Origin of the sequence: Rhizobium mesoamericanum STM3625, assembly GCF_000312665.1 — a bacterium.
Lineage (GTDB): Bacteria > Pseudomonadota > Alphaproteobacteria > Rhizobiales > Rhizobiaceae > Rhizobium > Rhizobium mesoamericanum.
Genome location: NZ_HF536772.1, coordinates 1,545,613 through 1,565,900, shown reverse-complemented (window position 1 = coordinate 1,565,900; position 20,288 = coordinate 1,545,613). Strand labels below are relative to the sequence as shown.

Annotated in this window: 17 protein-coding genes; 6 read left to right on the top strand and 11 right to left on the bottom strand. The window is 59.2% G+C overall.

Features of this window, described 5'->3' with window-relative positions; all coding sequences use genetic code 11:
* The first annotated feature begins 2 nt into the window (after positions 1–2).
* The 5 genes from BN77_RS07615 (at position 3) to edd (ending at position 6,950) form a co-directional block, all read left to right on the top strand.
* Positions 3–1,439 (top strand): glutamine synthetase family protein, encoded by a 1,437-nt coding sequence (locus BN77_RS07615; protein ID WP_040676857.1) that lies wholly within the window; start codon positions 3–5, stop codon positions 1,437–1,439.
* 13 nt (positions 1,440–1,452) lie between these two features.
* A complete protein-coding gene (locus BN77_RS07610; protein ID WP_007530177.1) occupies positions 1,453–2,751 on the top strand; it encodes an NAD(P)/FAD-dependent oxidoreductase in 1,299 nt (432 codons plus the stop codon).
* A gap of 133 nt (positions 2,752–2,884) precedes the next feature.
* Positions 2,885–4,360: a glucose-6-phosphate dehydrogenase gene (zwf, locus tag BN77_RS07605; RefSeq protein ID WP_007530175.1), complete on the top strand. Its 1,476-nt coding sequence runs from the start codon at positions 2,885–2,887 to the stop codon at positions 4,358–4,360.
* Between the two features lie 10 nt (positions 4,361–4,370).
* The gene (pgl, locus tag BN77_RS07600; protein WP_007530174.1) at positions 4,371–5,069 is read left to right on the top strand and encodes a 6-phosphogluconolactonase; all 699 of its coding nucleotides are present in this window, start codon (positions 4,371–4,373) and stop codon (positions 5,067–5,069) included.
* A gap of 60 nt (positions 5,070–5,129) precedes the next feature.
* The gene (gene edd, locus BN77_RS07595) at positions 5,130–6,950 is read left to right on the top strand and encodes a phosphogluconate dehydratase (protein ID WP_007530172.1); all 1,821 of its coding nucleotides are present in this window, start codon (positions 5,130–5,132) and stop codon (positions 6,948–6,950) included.
* A gap of 77 nt (positions 6,951–7,027) precedes the next feature.
* Here the strand turns inward: edd and BN77_RS07590 are convergent, their stop codons facing one another.
* The 6 genes from BN77_RS07590 to BN77_RS07565 form a co-directional block, all read right to left on the bottom strand.
* Positions 7,028–7,381 (bottom strand): hypothetical protein, encoded by a 354-nt coding sequence (locus BN77_RS07590; RefSeq protein ID WP_037139258.1) that lies wholly within the window; start codon positions 7,379–7,381, stop codon positions 7,028–7,030.
* A 264-nt stretch (positions 7,382–7,645) separates the two neighbouring features.
* Positions 7,646–8,737: an ABC transporter ATP-binding protein gene (locus BN77_RS07585; RefSeq protein ID WP_007530166.1), complete on the bottom strand. Its 1,092-nt coding sequence runs from the start codon at positions 8,735–8,737 to the stop codon at positions 7,646–7,648.
* A gap of 21 nt (positions 8,738–8,758) precedes the next feature.
* Positions 8,759–10,405, bottom strand: coding sequence for a beta-galactosidase BglA (gene bglA / locus BN77_RS07580; protein ID WP_007530164.1), 1,647 nt, complete (start codon positions 10,403–10,405; stop codon positions 8,759–8,761).
* 33 nt (positions 10,406–10,438) lie between these two features.
* The gene (locus BN77_RS07575) at positions 10,439–11,602 is read right to left on the bottom strand and encodes a carbohydrate ABC transporter permease (protein ID WP_007530162.1); all 1,164 of its coding nucleotides are present in this window, start codon (positions 11,600–11,602) and stop codon (positions 10,439–10,441) included.
* A gap of 1 nt (position 11,603) precedes the next feature.
* Positions 11,604–12,617 carry a carbohydrate ABC transporter permease gene (locus BN77_RS07570; protein WP_007530160.1) on the bottom strand — a complete coding sequence of 338 codons (1,014 nt, stop codon included), beginning with the start codon at positions 12,615–12,617 and terminating at the stop codon, positions 11,604–11,606.
* Between the two features lie 170 nt (positions 12,618–12,787).
* Positions 12,788–14,152 (bottom strand): ABC transporter substrate-binding protein, encoded by a 1,365-nt coding sequence (locus BN77_RS07565; RefSeq protein ID WP_007530158.1) that lies wholly within the window; start codon positions 14,150–14,152, stop codon positions 12,788–12,790.
* A gap of 279 nt (positions 14,153–14,431) precedes the next feature.
* Here BN77_RS07565 and BN77_RS07560 point away from each other — a divergent pair, with 279 nt between their 5' ends.
* Positions 14,432–15,478, top strand: coding sequence for a LacI family DNA-binding transcriptional regulator (locus tag BN77_RS07560; protein WP_007530156.1), 1,047 nt, complete (start codon positions 14,432–14,434; stop codon positions 15,476–15,478).
* Here BN77_RS07560 and folD read toward each other — a convergent pair.
* The 5 genes from folD to BN77_RS07535 form a co-directional block, all read right to left on the bottom strand.
* Positions 15,457–16,356 carry a bifunctional methylenetetrahydrofolate dehydrogenase/methenyltetrahydrofolate cyclohydrolase FolD gene (gene folD / locus BN77_RS07555; protein WP_007530154.1) on the bottom strand — a complete coding sequence of 300 codons (900 nt, stop codon included), beginning with the start codon at positions 16,354–16,356 and terminating at the stop codon, positions 15,457–15,459. The genes BN77_RS07560 and folD overlap by 22 nt on opposite strands.
* 118 nt (positions 16,357–16,474) lie before the next feature.
* Positions 16,475–18,193: a GumC domain-containing protein gene (locus tag BN77_RS07550; protein ID WP_007530152.1), complete on the bottom strand. Its 1,719-nt coding sequence runs from the start codon at positions 18,191–18,193 to the stop codon at positions 16,475–16,477.
* 96 nt (positions 18,194–18,289) lie between these two features.
* A complete protein-coding gene (locus BN77_RS07545) occupies positions 18,290–19,108 on the bottom strand; it encodes a WecB/TagA/CpsF family glycosyltransferase (RefSeq protein ID WP_007530150.1) in 819 nt (272 codons plus the stop codon).
* Between the two features lie 269 nt (positions 19,109–19,377).
* Positions 19,378–19,911 carry a membrane protein gene (locus BN77_RS07540; RefSeq protein WP_040676855.1) on the bottom strand — a complete coding sequence of 178 codons (534 nt, stop codon included), beginning with the start codon at positions 19,909–19,911 and terminating at the stop codon, positions 19,378–19,380.
* On the bottom strand, positions 19,911–20,276 hold the full coding sequence (locus BN77_RS07535; protein ID WP_007530146.1) for a hypothetical protein: 366 nt from the start codon (positions 20,274–20,276) through the stop codon (positions 19,911–19,913). Before BN77_RS07535 ends, BN77_RS07540 begins: the two co-directional genes overlap by 1 nt.
* Between the last annotated feature and the right edge of the window lie 12 nt (positions 20,277–20,288).

Below are 20,288 nucleotides of genomic sequence, written 5' to 3'. Positions count from 1 at the left end.
TCATGTCCCCAAAAAAGACGACGCTGAAGCCTGCCAGAAACCTACCTGCCTCAAAGAAAATACCCCCGGACCCCGGACATCAGCGCGGCGTGGAAAACTGGAAGGAAGCAGCGCAGTTCTTGCGGGCACGTGGCATCGAAGACATTGAGTGCATCACGCCCGATCTTGCCGGCGTGCCGCGCGGCAAGATGATGCCGAGCTCCAAGTTCACGTCGAACACCTCTCTGGCCCTGCCGTCGGCGATCTACCGTCACACCATCTCTGGTGAATATCCGGACGAGACTGAAAGCTTCCGCTACGAGCCGCGCGACAGCGACCTGAAGCTGGTCCCAGACCTCTCCACGCTCTCGGTTGTCCCCTGGGAAACCGATCCGACCGCGCAGGTAATCTGCGACATCGTCAATTCGGACGGCGAAGAAGTCCCCTATACGCCGCGAAACGTTCTCAAGCGCGTGCTCAAGCTCTACAGCGACCGCGGCTGGAAGCCGATCGTAGCGCCAGAGATCGAGTTCTATCTCGTTGCCAAGAACGATGACCCGGATTATCCGCTGCATCCGCCGAAGGGCCGCTCGGGCCGCTCCATCCTTGGTGGCCAGGGCTATTCGATCGCTGGTATCAACGAGTTCGACGAACTGATCGACGACATCTACCATTTCTCCGAAAAGCAGGGCCTCGAGATCGACACGCTGATCCATGAGGAAGGCCCGGCACAGCTCGAAATCAATCTGCGCCACGGCAATCCGGTCGAGCTCGCCGACCAGGTGTTCCTGTTCAAGCGCACGATCCGCGAAGCCGCGATGAAGCACGGCATCTACGCGACCTTCATGGCCAAGCCGATGCAGGGGCAGCCAGGTTCGGCGATGCACATCCACCAGTCCGTGGTCAACGAGGAGACCGGCAGGAACATCTTCTCGAATTCTGATGGTTCCGCCTCTCGCGAATTCTTCCATTTCATCGGCGGGCTTCAGAAATACGTGCCGAGCTCGATGGTGATGCTGGCGCCTTACGTGAATTCCTACCGTCGGCTGACGCCTGATATGTCGGCTCCCGTCAACAATGCCTGGGGCTACGACAACCGCACGACGGCATTTCGCGTGCCGGTATCCGACCCGCAGGCAAGGCGTGTCGAAAACCGCCTACCAAGTTCGGATGCAAACCCCTATCTCGCGCTTGCCGCCTCGCTGGCGTCTGGTCTGCTCGGCATCATGAAGGGCATCGAGCCGACGGCGCCGACCGAGGACACCGCGAACGAAGGCTCGATCGATCTGCCGCGCGGTCTTTTGGAAGCCGTCGCGCTGATGGAAGACGAGGAAGCCTTCGAGGAAGTGTTCGGCAAGGAGTTCCTTGGCATCTATGCCGGCGTGAAGCGCGGAGAATTCGAAACCTTCATGCAGGTCATCAGCCCCTGGGAACGCGAATTCCTTCTGCTGAACGTTTAGGGAGGGCTCGGTCATGACATCGCAGGAGAGATGGCAGAGCCCCATTGCCCCCGGGATTTCCTGGTATCAGGCAACGGTCGGCGAGCGCCCGACCTATCCTGGCATGGACGGCTCGAAGAGGTGTGACGTCGCGATCGTCGGTGGCGGCTACACAGGTTTGCAGGCCGCCTACAATCTCGCCAAATCAGGCGTCTCGGTGGTTCTCATCGAGGCGTGCCGGTTTGGCGACGGCGCCTCCGGGCGCAATGGCGGGCAGCTCGGCACTGGCCAGCGCTGGTGGCCGGAAGAGCTTGAGGAAAAGATCGGCTATGAGCGGTCCCGCGCACTCTTCGATCTCGCCGAGGCCGCCAAGCGGAATCTCCTCGATTTCGCGACCGATCATCAGATCGACATGGACTACATGCCCGGGCAAATGAACGTGGCGCATAAGGAGAGCTACAAGCCGGATTACTACGAAAATGCCGAGATCGCGGCGATGCGTTACAACTACCCGCATGCGCGCTTCATGGACAAAGCCGAAACCCAGGACCGTCTCGGATCGCTGCGCTATTGCTGCGGCATCCGCGACACCGGCACCGGCCACATCCATCCGCTGAAGCTGCTCATCGGCCTTGCCCGCGTTGCGGCCAATGCCGGCGCGCAGATCTTCGAGATGACGAAGGCGACGGCGATACGTCGAGGCGGCGGCAAGGTAACAATCGAGACATCGAACGGAACGATCACCGCCAGTCAGGCACTGATCGCCTGCAACGGCTATATCGGCAATCTCGAGCCTGTGACGGCGAGCCACGTGATGCCGATTCGCTCCTTCATTGGCGCCACCGTGCCGCTCGATGGTCATCCACAGGTGCTACCGGGCAACGAGGCCGTGGCCGACTCGCGCTTCGTCGTACGCTACTTCCGCAAGTCGAAGGACGGGCGGCTGCTCTTCGGTGGGCGCGAAGCCTACACAGCCGATAATCCGCGCGACATTACGCAGCACATCCGCAGGCAGATCTCCGAGATTTACCCGGCATTGCGAAATATCGAGATCACGCATGCCTGGGGCGGTTCGGTCGGCATCACCATGCCGCGACAGCCCTTCGTGCGCGAAGTCATGCCCGGCGTGACGTCGATCGGCGGCTTTTCAGGCCATGGCGTCATGCTGTCCAACTATTGCGGAAAGCTTTACGCGGAAACGGTTCTGGGAAAATCAGCGGACCTTGATCTTTTCAAGGGGCTCGACATTCCGGCCTTTCCGGGAGGTGCGGCCATGCGCGCGCCATTGCTTTTCCTGGCGCTCTCCTGGTTTGCTTTGCGCGACAAGTTTTAGTCAGATTGCGGATTTCATCCTGCGGCAATTCGATCTAAAAGCTCTTTCCGAGAGATTCATTGCATCGCACACTGGCTTTTTTAAATCGATTAGATTAAAGAGCCAATAACCCGTCTGATTGAGAGACATGCTCATGAGCAGCCAAATCATCCCCGTTGAACCCTTTGATTATGTCGTTTTCGGCGGCAGCGGCGACCTTGCGGAACGCAAGTTGCTGCCAGCCCTTTATCATCGGCAGATTGAAGGGCAGTTCTCCGAGCCGACCCGTATCATCGGCGCCTCGCGCAGTCCGCTGACGAACGATGAATACCGCAAGTTTGCCCAAGATGCCCTGAACGAGCACCTCAAGAAGGGTGAGTACAACGAGGTCGAGGTCGCGAAATTCCTGCAGCGCCTGTTCTACGTGCCGGTCGACGCGCGTTCCGATGCAGGATGGGATCAACTGAAGAAGCTTTTGGATGAGGGCAAGGATCGCGTTCGCGCTTTCTACCTTGCCGTCGCGCCTGGTATTTTCGGCGACATCTCGCAGAAGATCCATGATCACAAACTCATCACCAAGTCGACGCGCATTGTCGTCGAGAAGCCGATTGGCCGCGATCTCGCTTCCGCGCTGCAGCTGAACGACACGATCGGCAAGGTCTTCAAGGAAGAGCAGATCTTCCGCATCGACCACTATCTCGGCAAGGAAACGGTGCAAAACCTTATGGCGTTGCGCTTTGCCAATGCGCTCTATGAGCCGCTGTGGAACGCCAATCATATCGACCACGTGCAGATCACGGTTGCCGAGTCGGTCGGCCTCGAAGGCCGCGCCGGATATTATGACACCGCTGGCGCCCTGCGCGACATGGTGCAGAACCACATCATGCAGCTCGTCTGCCTGGTTGCGATGGAGGTCCCCTCCTCGATGGATTCCGAGGCCGTCCGCGACGAGAAGCTGAAGGTGCTACGCGCATTGAAGCCGATCAACGCATCGAACGTCGAGACCAATACCGTTCGCGGTCAGTATCGGGCCGGCGCTTCCAGCAGCGGTCCTGTCAAGGGTTATCTGGAGGAGCTCGAAGGCGGCGTTTCGAACACCGAAACCTTCGTTGCCATCAAGGCCGAGATCGGCAACTGGCGCTGGGCTGGTGTTCCCTTCTACATCCGCACCGGCAAGCGTCTTGCCGGACGCATGTCGGAAATCGTCATCACCTTCAAGTCGATCCCACACTCGGTCTTCGACCATTCCGCTGGCCGTATCAACCAGAACCAGCTTATCATTCGCCTACAGCCGGACGAAGGCGTAAAGCAGTCGCTGATGATCAAGGACCCGGGCCCCGGTGGAATGCGCCTGCGCAACGTCTCGCTCGACATGAGCTTTGCCGACGCCTTCCAGGTCCGCAATCCGGATGCCTATGAACGTCTGCTGATGGACGTCATCCGTTCAAACCAGACGCTATTCATGCGCCGCGACGAGGTCGAGGCCGCATGGCAGTGGGTTGACCCGATCCTGAAGGGTTGGGAAACGACCGGCCAGAAGGTTCAGGGCTACACCGCCGGTACTTGGGGCCCAAGCCAGTCGATCGCGCTTATCGAGCGTGATGGCCGCACGTGGCACGACAACCTGTAGGATCAAGACGATGGCAGCGACGATGCATGCTTTTGCCAATGGCGCGGAACTGGCTCGCAACCTAGCGGACAAAGTTGCTGCGTCGCTTTCCGCCGCAATCGACGCGCAGGGAGCGGCAACGCTCGCCGTTTCCGGCGGTTCGACGCCGAAGCTGTTCTTCCAGGAGCTTTCGGCTCGCGATCTCGACTGGTCCAAGGTGACCATCACGCTCGTCGACGAACGCTTCGTTCCGTCAGACAATCCCCGCTCGAACCATCTGCTGGTGGCCGACAACCTGCTGCAGAACAAGGCGAAGGCCGCAAACTTCCTGCCGCTTTATCAGGCGGCAGGTTCAGCTGAGGATGCGGCGAAGCTTGCAACGGTGGCGACAGCCTCGATTGGCAATCCCTTCGATGTGGCAATCCTCGGAATGGGCGGCGACGGTCACACCGCCTCATTCTTCCCGGGCGGCAGCAACCTGAAGCTGGCGCTCGACCCCATGACGCCGCGTGGTATCATTACGATGGAGGCGGACGGCGCGGGCGAGCCGCGGCTCACCTTCACCTTCTCCAGCCTCCAGGATGCAAAACTGCTCGTGCTTCACATCGAAGGCGAGAGCAAGAAGGACGTCCTGACGAAGGCCGAGAGCGCCGGTGACGAGGCAGAGATGCCGATCCGCGCCATTCTGCGGCGGGCCACGAGCCCCGTCGAAATCTACTGGGCTCCGTAGTCCTTCGGTCAGAGTGACGCGAACGAAAAATTGAAGAGCAACCAAGGCAGGATACCTCCCATGTCCGCTAATGCACGCATTTCTGCGATCACCGCCCGCATCGTCGAACGATCGAAGCCGACGCGCGGACTTTACCTGGAGCGCCTGCGCAACGCGGCATCCAAGGGTGTAAATCGCTCAGTTCTCGGTTGCGCTAACCTCGCGCATGGCTTCGCGGTCTGTTCCCCCGCCGAGAAAGAGGCACTTGCGGGCGAGCGCGTTCCCAATCTCGGCATTATCACCTCCTACAATGACATGCTCTCCGCGCATCAGCCGTTCGAGAACTATCCGGCGATCATTCGCCAGGCGGCCGCCGAAGCCGGCGGCATCGCGCAGGTCGCTGGTTCTGTTCCAGCCATGTGCGACGGCGTCACGCAGGGCCAGCCTGGCATGGAGCTTTCGTTGTTCTCGCGCGACCTGATCGCGATGGCTGCCGGCGTGGGGCTCTCGCACAATATGTTCGATGCCGCGCTTTTCCTCGGCGTCTGCGACAAGATCGTGCCCGGCCTCGTCATCGCCGCACTCTCCTTCGGGCACCTGCCGGCGATCTTCGTTCCGGCCGGTCCGATGACCTCGGGGCTGCCGAACGACGAAAAGTCGCGTGTGCGCCAGCTGTATGCCGAAGGCAAGGTCGGGCGCGCCGAACTTCTGGAAGCGGAATCGAAGTCCTATCACGGCCCAGGCACCTGCACGTTCTACGGCACCGCGAATTCAAACCAGATGCTAATGGAGATCATGGGCTTCCACATGCCCGGCTCCTCCTTCATCAATCCCGGCACGCCATTGCGCGAAGCCTTCACGCGTGAAGCTGCCAAGCGTGCACTGGCGATCACTGCACAGGGTAATGAATTCACGCCGGCCGGCGAGATGATCGATGAACGCTCTGTGGTAAACGGCGTCGTCGGCCTGCACGCCACCGGTGGGTCAACGAACCACACGCTGCACCTCGTTGCCATGGCGCGCGCGGCGGGCATTCAGTTGACCTGGCAGGACATTGCCGAACTTTCGGAGATCGTGCCGCTGCTGGCACGTGTCTATCCGAACGGGCTTGCCGATGTGAACCACTTCCACGCCGCCGGCGGCATGGGCTTCCTCATCAAAGAACTGCTCAAGCACGGCATGGTGCATGACGACGTACGCACGGTCTTCGGCCATGGCCTGCAGGCGTACACCATCGATCCTCGCCTTGGTGAAGACGGAACGATCATTCGGGAGCCCGCACCCGAGAAGAGCGTTGATCCGAAGGTGCTCGCCAATATCGAAACGCCTTTCCAGGCGAATGGCGGCTTGAAAATGCTGCGCGGCAATCTCGGCAAAGCCGTCATCAAGATCTCGGCGGTCAAACAGGACCGGCATGTTATCGAAGCGCCCGCCGTCGTCTTCCACAGCCAGCAGGAGCTGCAGGACGCCTTCAAGGAAGGCAAGCTCAACAAGGATTTCGTCGCCGTCGTTCGTTTCCAGGGACCGAAGGCGAACGGCATGCCGGAATTGCACAAGCTGACGCCGCCTCTAGGCGTGCTGCAGGACCGCGGCTTCCGCGTTGCGCTTCTGACAGATGGCCGCATGTCGGGCGCGTCAGGCAAAGTTCCGGCAGCAATCCACGTTACGCCTGAGGCTGTCGACGGCGGTCCGATCGCGCGGATTCAGGACGGCGACATCATCCGCCTCGATGCTGTCGCCGGCACGCTGGAGGTTCTTGTCGATGCTGCGGACCTGGCCGAACGAGAGTCCGTTGTCGCCGACCTCTCCGAGAACGAGTTTGGCCTCGGACGCGAGCTGTTTGCGCCCTTCCGCCGCGCTGTTGGCCCCTCGGATCGCGGTGCAAGCGTGCTGTTCCACTAAGCCGCGACAAGGTAGACCGAAAAACGACAAAGCCCACGAGAATGCTCGTGGGCTTTGGCTTGTGTTGCTTCAAGAAGTCAGGCGCGGATGTCGAGCACTCGATCGCGATGTGCGGGGTGGGTGCTGTAGACGAAGATCTTATTCAGTTCCTTGTCGTTCAGCATGCGAAGGAAGCGGACTTCGATCGTGTTGTTGGCATTCACGCGCGTCAGCATGCAGCCAACCTTGGTGATGCGTGCATCCGGGATATCGAGATAGAACTGCTTCGGAAGGGCGTATTGTGTAAGAAGCGCGAGAACAGCAGTACTCTTCGAAATGCGGATAATGTCGCATCGCCGGGACGCCATATGCATAACGCCTTTCTCAGTGTATTCGATGCGTGCGGCGTTCATCGTATCCTCCATTTTGAACCGCACTTCGCGGTCGTACATGAAGGATTCTTCTTTGTTCAGAAAGTGCCCGGAAGGCATTTGATTGGATGCTGCCACCGCTGTATTCCCTTCGATATTCAATAAGGAAATACTAGCCGGCGATGCTTAACAGAACGTGAGAACAGTTTCGGTCCGGAACACTATATCCATTGGACCAGACGGCGGATCTTCCGGGATAATTCTGTTTTTGATCAGATACATAACAAAGCCCGGGCAACACGCGGCGTCCCGGGCTTGATTTTTTGTCGTCGCAACGACGCGATTTTATTTGCGATAGGTGCGACCATCCGCATCAAAGAGATGCAGCTTTGAGCGGTCGGCCGAGAAGTGCATCTTCTGGCCCTTCTTGATATCGTAAATTCCGGGCAGCTTGACGATGATCGGTTCGCCCTGCACCAGACCCTCGATATAGAGCAGTGTCACTTCACCGAGCGCCTCGACGATCGAGACTTCGCCCTCGAATAGATAATCGTCGCCAGCGCCAGCAATGCGCAGATCTTCAGGACGAACGCCGAAGCTTGCGGTCTTGCCCTTTTCTGAAGCGGACGTCGGAATGTCGAGCGTTACGGACTTGCCGCCCGTCAGCGTTACCGTCGTCGTGTTACCAGCCTCGGTAATAGACGACGGAATGACATTCATGGCCGGAGAGCCGATGAACTTGGCCACGAAGAGATTCGCGGGACGCTCGTAGAGTTCCAGCGGTGCGCCTACCTGCTCGATGTTGCCGGCGGAGAGGACGACGATGCGATCAGCAAGCGTCATCGCTTCGACCTGGTCGTGGGTAACGTAGATCATCGTCGTGCCGGCCATCTGCTCGCTCAGGCGGGCGATCTCGATGCGGGTTGCAACGCGAAGCGCTGCGTCGAGGTTCGATAGCGGCTCGTCGAAGAGGAAGACCTTGGGGTTGCGGCATATCGCGCGGCCGATGGCGACACGCTGGCGCTGACCGCCAGAGAGTGCCTTCGGCAGGCGATCGAGATATCGTGTGAGCTGCAGGCTTTCGGCGGCGGCACGAACGCGGCGATCGATCTCCTGTTTGCTTTCGCCTGCGATCTTCATGCCGAAGGCCATGTTGTCGTAGACGGTCATATGCGGATAGAGCGCATAGGACTGGAACACCATGGCGATGCCACGCTTAGAGGGCGGAACATCGTTGACCAACTGCCCGTCGATATACATGTCGCCACCGGTGATGTTCTCCAGGCCGGCAATCATGCGCAACAGGGTGGATTTTCCACAACCCGAAGGACCGACGAAGACAACGAATTCGCCCTCCTTGATCTCCAGATCGATTCCGTGAAGAACGTCCACGGAACCGTAGGATTTGCGAATATCCTTGAGCGTCAGTCCAGTCATTAATTCCTCCTCCTCAAATCGTCAGGCAAGGCGAGCGAAATACGCTCCCCACGCCGGAATATCGATCTTCTCACCATAGTTATTGCTGACGAAGCCGTGGCCCGTCAACGCTTGCCAGTCACCGGCAGGCAAAACGACCGCGCTTTCAGCAGCGCTCATGTTGAAGACGCAGAGCAGCTTTTCGTTGCCGTATTCGCGCACGAAGATTAGCACGTCCTCCTGAGGCTCCATAAACTCGATTTCGCCCTTGGCAAACGCCGGGTGCAGCTTGCGGAAGGCGAGGAAGCGGCGATAGTGCTCGAGGACCGAGGTCTCGTCGCCCTGCTGGACGCTGACAGCGCGCAGAATGTGTTCGACGGGAACCGGCAGCCACGGCTTGACGGTCGAGAAGCCGCCCTGGGCGACCTGGCTGTCCCAGACCATCGGCGTACGGCAGCCATCGCGGCCCTTGAATTCGGGCCAAAACTGGATGCCGTAGGGATCCTGCAGGTCCTGATAAGCAAGATCCGCTTCGGTCAGACCAAGTTCCTCGCCCTGATAGAGGCAGACGGACCCGCGCAGCGTCATCAGGAGCGACGCATACTGCTTGGCGAAGGCATCGTGATCTGCGACCAACGAACCCCAGCGGCTGACATGGCGCATGACATCGTGGTTGGAGAATGCCCAGCAGGCCCAGCCATCCGGCGCAGCCGCCGCAAAGTCTTCCATCACCTCCTCGACACGTTCGGGAGAAAGGGGGTCGGGGGCCAGAAACTCGAAGGCATAGCACATGTGCATCTTGTCGTTGCCGGATGTGTATTCACCAACGATCTCAAGACCGCGTTGGCTGTCGCCGACTTCGCCGACCGCGGCGATTGCCGGAAACTCCTCGAGCACGGCGCGGAACCGCTTCAGGAATACCAGGTTCTCCGGACGGTTCTTGTCGTAGATATGCTCCTGGAAGTTATAGGGATTGACTGCCGGAGCCGTCGACGCGTTGCGCCGCTCGGGTGCGAGAGCCGGATTGTCGCGAAGTTCCTTGTCATGGAAGTAGAAATTGATCGTATCGAGACGGAAGCCGTCGACGCCGCGCTTCAGCCAGAAGCGGACGACATCCAGCAGCCGGTCCTGAACCTCGGGATTGTGCAGGTTCATGTCCGGCTGCGAGGTCAGGAAGTTGTGCATGTAGTACTGCATGCGAGTCGGATCCCACGCCCATGCGGAACCGCCGAAGATCGACAGCCAATTGTTCGGCGGCGTGCCGTCTGGCTTGGAATCGGCCCAGACATACCAGTCCGCCTTGGCGTTGGTCTTGCTGGAGCGACTCTCCACGAACCAGGGATGCTGGTCTGAGCTGTGCGAGATGACGAGATCGATCATCACGCGGATACCGAGGCGATGCGCCTCGGATATCATCGTATCAAAATCCACCAGCGTGCCGAAAATGGCATCGACGTTTTCGTAGTCTGAGACGTCGTAGCCGAAATCGCGCATCGGCGAGGTGAAGAAGGGCGAAATCCAGATCGCGTCGGCGCCGAGGCTTGCCACATGCGGCAGGCGGGCGGTGATGCCCTTGAGATCACCGATGCCGTCGCCGTTGGAGTCCTGATATGAGCGCGGGTAAATCTGATAGATCACCGCGCCGCGCCACCAGTCCTTGTCGGCCGTCAAAATGGATTGGGATGCCATGCTCGTGTTTCCTGTTGGATGCTCTTGGGGTTGCTAACCGCCCTTGACCGAGCCTGCGAGCAGACCGCGCACCAGATAGCGCTGCAAGCCAAAGAATACGAGCAGCGGTACGACAATGGTGACGAAGGCCGAGGCCGTCAGGATTTCCCAGTTGCCACCACGCGACCCGAGCAGCGCGTTCAGGGCGCCGGTCAGCACGAGATGGTCCCTGTCGGTACCGAGGAAGACCATGGCGACAAGCAGGTCGTTCCACACCCACAGGAACTGGAAGATCGCGAAGGACGCGAGCGCGGGGAAGGACAAGGGCAGTACGATACGGGTAAAGATTTCGAAATCACTGGCGCCATCGACACGGGCGGATTCGATGATCTCCTTAGGCAGCCCGGCGATATAGGCGCGCAGCAAATAGATGGCCAGCGGCATGCCGAAGGCAGTGTGTGCGAACCATATTCCGGGATAGGTTTTCGACGGAGCGTCGAGCAGCGAACCAATGCCGTTGTAAAGCCGCAGCAACGGGATCAACGACATCTGCAGCGGCACGACGATGAGGCCGACGACGAGGGCAATGAGCAGCGCGCGGCCCGGGAATTCCATCCAGCTCAGCGCATAGGCGGCAAAAGCCGCAATGAGGATCGGGATGATCGTTGCGGGGATGGTGACGGTCAGCGAATTGATGAAGGACTGGCCGATCCCCTCGCCTGTCAAAACCGTCTTGTAGTTCTGCAGGGTAAACTGCGGCGGCGTGGAAACCGAAATATAGACACGCCGGCCACCGTCATCGGGCCCAAAGGCAGCGTTCTTCATGTAGCGGTAGCTGCCGTCGTCGCTGATGGTCAGCGACACGCCATCGCCAAGGTCGGCCGTCTCGCCAGCCTTGTACGCGGACGGCTGCTGGACGCGCGTTCCGAAGGCCCGCACCGAGCGGCCCTGCTGGCCCTCCAGCACATTGCCTGAGATCACGTAGAGGGCGCCTTCCTGCTTTTGCTGGTCAGGCTGTCCAAGACGCACGGCAACGGTTCGCGACGAGCCCGCAAAGGCCGTCCACCAGCCGGAAACGACGAGCTGATCCTTGTCTCGCAGGGAGCTGATGAAGATGCCGAGCGTCGGGATTAGCCAGACGATGACAATTACGAGGACTACGAAGTGCACAAACAGGCGGGCGGGGCCGATCTTGAAGAAATCTCTGGTGAGCGTCATTTCAATGGCCTCCGAGCTCGCGATTGGCGCGGCGAACGTTCCAAACCATGATCGGCGTCACGGCCAACATGATGATCAGTGCGATGACGGCACTTCGACCGGAATCGCCGCCTCCTCGGAAGAGCCAGTTGAACATGAGATTGGCAAGCACCATCGTATTCCATTGACCATTGGTCATGGTCAGCACGATGTCGAAGACCTTGAGAACGAGAATGGTGATCGTCGTCCAGACGACGGCGATCGTACCCCAGACCTGGGGCACCATGATACGCCAAAAGATCTGCCAGCCATTGGCGCCATCGATGACTGCAGCCTCGATGGTTTCCTCAGGGATACCGCGCAGTGCAGCCGACAGGATCACCATGGCGAAGCCGGTCTGGATCCAGATGAGGATAACCATCAGGAAAAAATTGTTCCAGAAGGGTAGCGAGATCCACACCTGCGGCGTGCCGCCGAACAATTGGACGATGGCGTTGAGGAGGCCGATCTGAACATCGTTGCCGCCTCGATATTCGTAAATAAACTTCCAGATGACGGATGCGCCGACAAAGGAAATCGCCATCGGCATGAAGACAATGCTCTTGGCGATGTTGCCCCACCAGATACGGTCGGTCATGACTGCGATGACAAGGCCGAAGAATGTGCAGGCCGCAGGCACCACAGCCAGCCAGAGGATGTTGTTGAAGATCGACTGACGGAATTCGCGATCGGTGAAAGCCCACTGATAATTCGCAAAGCCGACGAATTGCTCGCCGGAGCGATCGTAAAACGATAGGATCAGCGTCGCGACCACGGGATAAACGAGGTAGACGACCAGAAGAAAAAGTGCAGGCCCGATGAACAGCCACGGCCGGATCATCGCCCGGCGGTTCAGGTTGCGCGCTGCGAAATGGATGTCGCCATGCTTCACCGGCAGCGACCAATCCAAGATCTTGTTCGAGAAATAGAAGTAGGCCGAGCAGGCGAAGACCGCCACGACCACGACCCCCAAAGCGGAAACTATCTGCGACAGCATTCGTCCCTCCTCCCCTGCGACCCGGTCAATCCTAACGGGTTCGCGCATCGATCGTCGTCACTTCGCCCATCACTCTTGACGCGGCAGGCAACAGCGGCCGGACACTCACAGTATCCGGCCCTGCATTTCAATCATGCCGTTATTGCCGACGGCATGACTGTCAGGCGATGTTACTTGATGGCATCCCAGGCACCCTGGATTTCCTTGGCAGTTTCCTCTGCGGACTTGCCACCAACGAAATCGACCATGCCGGTCCAGAATGCGCCTGCACCGATCTTGCCAGGCATCAGGTCGGAACCGTCGAAGCGGAAGGTGGTCGCGGTCGTCAGGATCTCGCCTTCCTTCTTCATCTGGTCGTTGGCGTAAGCCGCCGTGTTGACGCCCTTGTACGGCGTCAGGAAGCTTGACTGCGCCATCCAGACTTCATGTGCGATCGGCGTCTTCAGGAACTCGACGAAAGCGCGGGCTGCCTTGGAATCCTTGGTGATGGTTACGAGCGTACCAGCACCGAGAACCGGCTTGCCGAGGTCGGCATGCGCTGCATAGGTCGGCATGTAGAAGAAGTCGGCATCCTGACCGAGCTTCGTGCCTTCAGGGAAAAAGGACGGAATGAACGAAGCCTGATGGTGTAGGTAGCACTTCGGGGGCACGCCGAAGAGACCCTTCGGGCTGTCGCGGAAGTCTGTCGCAGCAACTGCCGCAACGCCACCGCTTACATACTTCTCGTTCTTGGCGAACGAACCGAATTCCTCGATCGCAGCGACGACGGCCGGATCCGTGAACTTCACCTCGTTGGTGGTCCACTTGTCATAGACGTCAGGCTTTTGCTGGCGAAGCATGATATCTTCGATCCAGTCCGTTGCCGGCCAGCCCGTTGCACCACCGGAACCGAGGCCAATGCACCACGGCACGCCGCCGTCCTTGACGATCTGGTCCGTCAGTGCGTGCAGTTCTTCCATGGTCGTCGGGACCTTGTAGCCTGCTTCCTTGAAATTCTCAGGCACATACCACACCAGCGACTTCACATCGGCCTTGTATGGGAACGCATAGAAGGCTTCCTTGCCGTCCTTGCCCTTGTAGGTGCCATAGCCGACCCAGCTGTCGCCGGCGCCGTAGTTGTCCTTGATCCACTTCGAGTTCTCTTCACCAAGCGGGGTCAGGAAGCCCTTGCTTGCGAGATCCGCCAGAAGACCCGGCTGCGGCAGGATCGCGACGTTCGGCGGCGAGCCAGCCTGCGTGTCGATGACGATCTGCTGTTCGTAGTTTTCCGAAGAGGAGTACTTGGCATCTACGCCAGTGGCTTCGGTGAAATAGGCCAGGATGCTGCGGAAGAAGGCTTCATCTTCACCGCGCCAAGGCCCGAAGATGGTCATCTGCTCGCCCTTCAGATCGGAATGAGCAGACTTGAAATCGTCGTAGCTCTTCCAATTGAACTTCGAATCCTGCCCGGGGGCGAACTTCAGATCGGCAGCCGACGCGGCACCGGCGGCAAGAAGCGCCGCCGCAGCAACGCCCATCAAAAAAGTGTTTCTCATGTGATCAACCTCCCATCACAATCCCAGCCGCACCTTGAAACTAATTACCCTGTTCCAAAGCGCTTTGACAAACGCACTCATTTCACTTTCGGCAGAAAGGAGTCAAGCTATTTCGCAAAAAGCGCGGCCACGCCGCCCTTTATCCCGATGCCCCGCCGCCATACCCTGGAAATATGGAGCGATTTTTCTTGAGTCAAGCAAGGCAACTGCTACATAATTGAAAGCGCTTTGGGAGCCATTGGGAGCTGGCACCCAATGCGAGCGGAGGAAGCATAACACGTGAATTTGAAACAGCTATCGGAATTGCTTGGTCTGTCACAGACAACGGTGAGCCGCGCATTGAACGGCTATCCCGAAGTCAATGAGGCTACGCGCGAGCGCGTGCTGCAAGCCGTGAAGGAGACCGGCTACCGTCCGAACAAGGCGGCACAGCGGCTTGCGACCGGCAAGGCCGGCTCGATCGGGCTCGTCATGCCAACGGCTCCTGATCACTATTCCGACGTGCATTTCGGTGAGTTTCTGACAGGGCTGGGCGAGGAAGCGGTTCGCCACGATTTTCATTTCGTAATCATGCCTGCCGATCCGAACGACGAGGTCGGGGCGCTCAGGCGCCTTGCGATCAGTGGTAATGTCGATGCGCTGTTCGTGGCCTATATGCGCGGCCATGATCCGCGGCTGCCGATGCTGAAGTCGCTTTCCATGCCATTCCTCGTGCACGGTCGCTCCATCGGTTCCGAGCCCGACTATCCCTACCTCGACATCGACAACGAGGCGGCTTTTTACGATGCTGCAAGACTGCTGCTTCAGCTCGGCCATACGCGCTTTGCCCTGCTCAACGGGCCGGGGCATCTCGACTTTGCCATCCGCCGCAAGAATGGCCTTGTCTCAGCGCTCTCCGAGCGAGGGCTTTCGCTTCCTGAAGACTGCGTGAGCCACTCGGCGATGACGGACGAACTAGGTCAGGCTGCGATGGAACGTTTTCTGCAGATGCCGGAGTGTCCAACGGCGATCCTCTGCTCCAGTACGGTTCTGGCGCTCGGTGCGATCCGCGCCGTCAATCAGGCCGGGCTGAAGCTCGGGGAGGACATCTCGCTGATTGCGCATGATGACGTCCTGCCTCATCTGAAACCAGAGAACTTCTCGGTGCCGCTGACGACGACGCGGTCATCGTTGCGGGCCGCGGGCGTGCGCATCGCCCAACGGCTCATTGGCACGGTGAAGCAGGATGGGCCATATCCGGAGCAGGAACTCTGGAAAACCGAACTGATCGTCAGGTCCTCCACAGGGCCGGCCCCGCGGCCAGATCAGAACTTGGGCGGCGTTTGACCGGCCGTACGATGCGCGGCGATCACGGTGTTGGCCATCAGCATCGCGATCGTCATCGGCCCTACCCCGCCTGGGACCGGCGTAATGACGGACGCGATTTTCGCGGCGTCGTCAAAAGCGACGTCGCCGACGAGGCGCGTCTTGCCTTCGCCCTTCTCGGGAGCCGGAACGCGGTTGATGCCGACATCGATGACAGTGGCCCCGGGCTTGACCCAATCGCTCTTGACCATCTCCGGGCGTCCGACGGCAGCAACCAGGATATCCGCGTTGCGGCAGACCGCCGGCAGATCCTTGGTGCGCGAGTGAGCGATGGTCACCGTTGCATTGGCATTGAGCAGCAACTGCGCCATCGGCTTACCGAACAGGTTCGAGCGGCCGATCACCACGGCATTCAGGCCAGAGAGATCTTCGCCGTGCGTGCGACGCACGAAGACCATCGCGCCAGCGGGGGTGCAGGAGACGAGGCCCGTTTCAAGGTCACCGGTCGCAAGCTTACCGGCATTGACGACGTGCAGGCCGTCGACATCCTTTTCCGGCAGGATCGATTGAATGATCGGTTCGGACTTCAGATGCTTTGGCAGCGGCAGCTGGACGAGGATGCCGTGGATCGAAGGATCCTGGTTCAGTGAGTTAACCAGAGCGGACAGCTCTTCTTGCGTCGTGTCGCCCGACAAGGTGTGCTGGACGGATTTGAACCCACATTCCTTCGCCATCTTGCTTTTGGAATTGACGTAGGCATGGCTGGCCGGGTCGTCGCCGACGATCACGACCGCAAGGCCGGTCTTGACGCCGCTCTGCTTGTCTAGCGCGGATGTCGCTGCCTTCACGGTTTCAATTACCGAAGCTGCGACCTGTTTGCCATCGATCACTGTCGTCACGACTGTCTCCTGCCCTTGCTTTGGCCCATTCTAGCCGGTGGCGCCCAGCGCGATTTGCCTGTCCACGCCCTATCCTGCCTAAAATGGCAAATGCAAGAACAATCGTGTCACAGCACACTCAGGACATTGCCGAGCGGATCCGCAGTCTGTCGCGCATGGCGGCGAGCTCCGCAAGGATGGCGTTCACCTCCTGCGGTGTGTCGGCGAGTTCCTCCGCCGATGATGCTGTCTCGGATGCCAGAGTGCGCAGCGACGGTTCCTTCCTTGCTGACGCGGCACGCGTGGAGCGCGACTTGGCAGAGATGACCCCGAGGCCAAATGCAAGTCCCGCAAAAGCGCCGAGCAGAGACGAAAACCAACCCTGGTTCGACGGCACTGCGGCGATCCGTACCGCCTTCTGCAACTGCACGCTGCCGATGCCTGAGGGCACGCCTGCGGTAGTGATTGCATCCTCCAGGCGTGAGCGCGCCGCACTCGCCTTGTCACGGAGTTCGGTCAGCTTTGCCAAATCCACACCGGTGTCCCTGCTCTGCGCGACAAGCGCATTGCGGCGGTCATTTAGCGCCCGTCTGTCGACGGTCACCGAGTTCATTTCGTCATTGGCTTCGCGCACCAGCTGACCGAGCTCGCCACCGATGGCGTCGCGCAGGCCGTCCACCTCTGCCTGCTGTGCCTGCAGCCGGGGATGGCGAGGACCGAGATTGGCGGATAGTTGCGAAAGAGACAGGTGCGCGGCGACATATTGGTCTCGGCGGTCGACGAGTGTAGGCGACATAAGATCGGCATCCAGCGAGCCGGCAAGGACATCGCCGACCTTGGCCGCCTTAAGGCGGCCGGCCTTGTCTTGGGCAGCAACAGTACGTTGGTCAGCCGCCTTCAATTCCGCATCAATGCTTGCGATCTGTTGCTGCAGATCAGTCGCCACCTTCACGTTGCCCTCGCCGCTCATTTGTGTGAAGGCGGCAAGCTCGAGCTGCGCTGCGTCGGCCGCCTTTTTCAGCGATCCGCTTTCGGCCGACGCTGCGGCCCCTGTTCCCGTCATGACTGACGCGAGGTAGCCAGCAATGCGCCCGGATTTCTCCGCGCTGCCAGTTGTAACCTTGAAATCGATCGTGCCGGCATGAGGATCCGCCGTGATATCAATTGCGGAGCCGAGCGAAGCTTCCGCACGTGAAACGGGGTCGGCAGCTGTGCCATCGGTCGATAACAAGTCGAAAGCCACCAAGAATGGGTCGGACGAAACACCGGAAAACTCTGGGTCCCGATCCAGTTTCAACTCCGCAACGGTTGAAGCGATTGTGTGGGACGACGAAAGCGTCCCTTCGGCCGCTTTCGTCGCTACAGAACGGTCCTGGCCGGCATCTTGAACGGCGAACATTCCTTCCGCGCTGTAGCGGGTCCGCTCGGCGGGGATCAGACTACCGCTCGCTGCGCCCAGCGCACAGATAAGGCCTACTATGGTAAGAGACTTCAAACGCCCTGATTTAGCCGTTCGTTCCTTGTTAGCGGATGTCATATCGTTCAGATTCGCGGCGACCTCTGAAGACCCGACCACGAAAGCTTGGGTAACTGGCGGCGTTTCGACAACGGCGGCCGCGACATCGTTTGCGGCCTCAATCCTCTTGCCCAAGATTGTCTCGATACGACTGACAAGCGGCTCCGCTTTAGGTGCAGTGGCAAGGCTGGCTCGCTGCTGCTCAAGCGCCCGCTCGATCACGCCCAGCAGGTTTGCTTCCGCCGCCGGCATCGCCGCGACCTTGGATGCCGTCGCGATACGGTCGCGCCGTGCGGTCGGGGGCCGGAGGAAACCCTGGCTTTTCGGGTTGTTGTCGTACATCGGCATCTCATGCGTATGAACGGTCGAGCCGCCCGCGGCTGCGGATGGTTAAGCAACCCTAAATGTTCACAGCAAAGAAATGGTTAACCGACGTAATTACACTAACCGGCGGAGTATCCGCTTGCGGCGCGTGGCGCCGTGTTGGAGTACGTGGTAGAGGAAAGCTGCGAAGCCGAGGGTGTACTGCAGACCCCGGCGCGTTGAGTCCTGCATCCCGCGATAGCTGAAGCGGAGCCCGATCAACCGCCGAAGCTTGGGCACGTGGTCCACTGTAGCCCCCACGACATCAAAGAGGTTGCCGACAGCAAGCACAAGCCGGGCATGATCCACCCGGATGTTCTTGTGGATCCATTTTTCTTCGGACGCCGTGCTCGCTCCAACGATCAATAGATCGAGCCCGTGCCGATCAATGTCTTTGACAATCGGCGATTTGTCTGCCACGTCGGAAAAACCGTCGGAAATGATGATGAATTCATGCCACGGAGCGTGCCGCCGGAAGGTTGCCGCTGTCGTCCTGACCGCCTCCGGTGCGCCGCCGATCAGGCCGATGCGCCGCGGCACCTCCATGTAAGTCAGCAGCGCCGGCACGAAATCGACTGCCTTCAGGCTTGTAGGGAATGGCGATCCGTGAGCAACTTTCGACGCAAAGTCGAGACCTGGACCATGGGGAAGCAACAGATTCTGTGCAAGGACCGCGTGGTATTCGCTGTCGCGCAGCGACAGCAACATTTTGCGCGCGTTGACGAATGAGATGGATGTCTGCCCGACCGGTATCGACAGGAGTTCATTGATGAACACCAGCGCGTCATCCCAGCCAAGATCGCAGACGGATAGATCGAAAATCGCGCGACGTGAGGAGAGGACCGCGAAATTCGCGATCAGATTCATGCCGGCTTCCTGACGATAGTGTTTCATGCTGCATGCATCCCAGAACAGATCACATCGCCGCACCAGACGATTGAGCATCGACCGATCGCGTTCGCCTGGGAGCGCATGAAAAGAATTCCGGAATCGGAATGCCGGTGCAGAGCCAGCCCATCGCGAGGACTTGTAGCAGCGCGATTTCAACTATCTGTTAGAAATTCCGCTTGAATTCCCTGCCGAAATCGAAGGAATTGTTAACCATCGACGGCCGCGAACAGAAGAAAAATGGCGCCGATGGCGCCGCTTCAAGCAAATCTGATCTACTCCGTTGCAGCCTTGTCCGTTACTGGAGCGGGAGTGATGACGTTGACGGGCTTAGCGGTCTTCTTCTGCTGCCCGGAAGCGTTCGCCTTCACCTCCTCCTTGGAAAGATAGTCGAGCTGCTCAAGCATGACCTGGTCGATATAGTCTCCGCCGAGATGCTGGTTGATGTCCTTCTTGATCATCTCCCTGAAAGCATTTGGATCGAAGGATTTCATGTTGGAGATGTCGACCATCTTGCTGCCGACGAGCAACGTGAAAAGCTCATCGGTCGTCATTTCCGTTAGGGGCAAGGACACGTTCTTCGCCGCATCCTTGTTCATCATGAACGATATCTTGCCGATGAAGTAGCCGGTAACGGCGCCATCGGCAATGATCGGCACGGTGATCGTCTCGCCCTTCACAAGTTCGAGCTGGCTTTGCTTGGAATCATCAGGAGCCGGCGCAGGTGCCGTTGCCATATGCACCGAGAAATACACCGATGCCAGCGTGATTATGCAAACCCAGACACCTGTCAGAACGAGCTTTATCATCAAGCGTCACGAGTCACGAATTGCTCTTGGGAATAAGTGCCGTCAGCATCCGCATCCTGGACAGCATTCTTCAGGAGATCGGCAACAGTGCGGACCGCCTCGAGGTGCGCTTCGACACGCCGTGCGTTCAGAACAAGCTTCTTCTTCAGCCCGTGCAGCTGCTCGAGGTGCGTGGCCGCCAGCTCTTTCGGATCAGTGTCGCGGAAGAGCATCGACAGCTCATAGAGGCAGCGGCTCTTGTGGGCGTTTGACACCTTGAGATCGAACTGCGGATCGCTGCCGATACGCGTGTTTTCATTGTCGATGATCATTTCAAGGCGTCCAAGAACCGATTTGATGCGGTAGTCGTTCGAGATTATTTCCATTTTTGTCCTCGA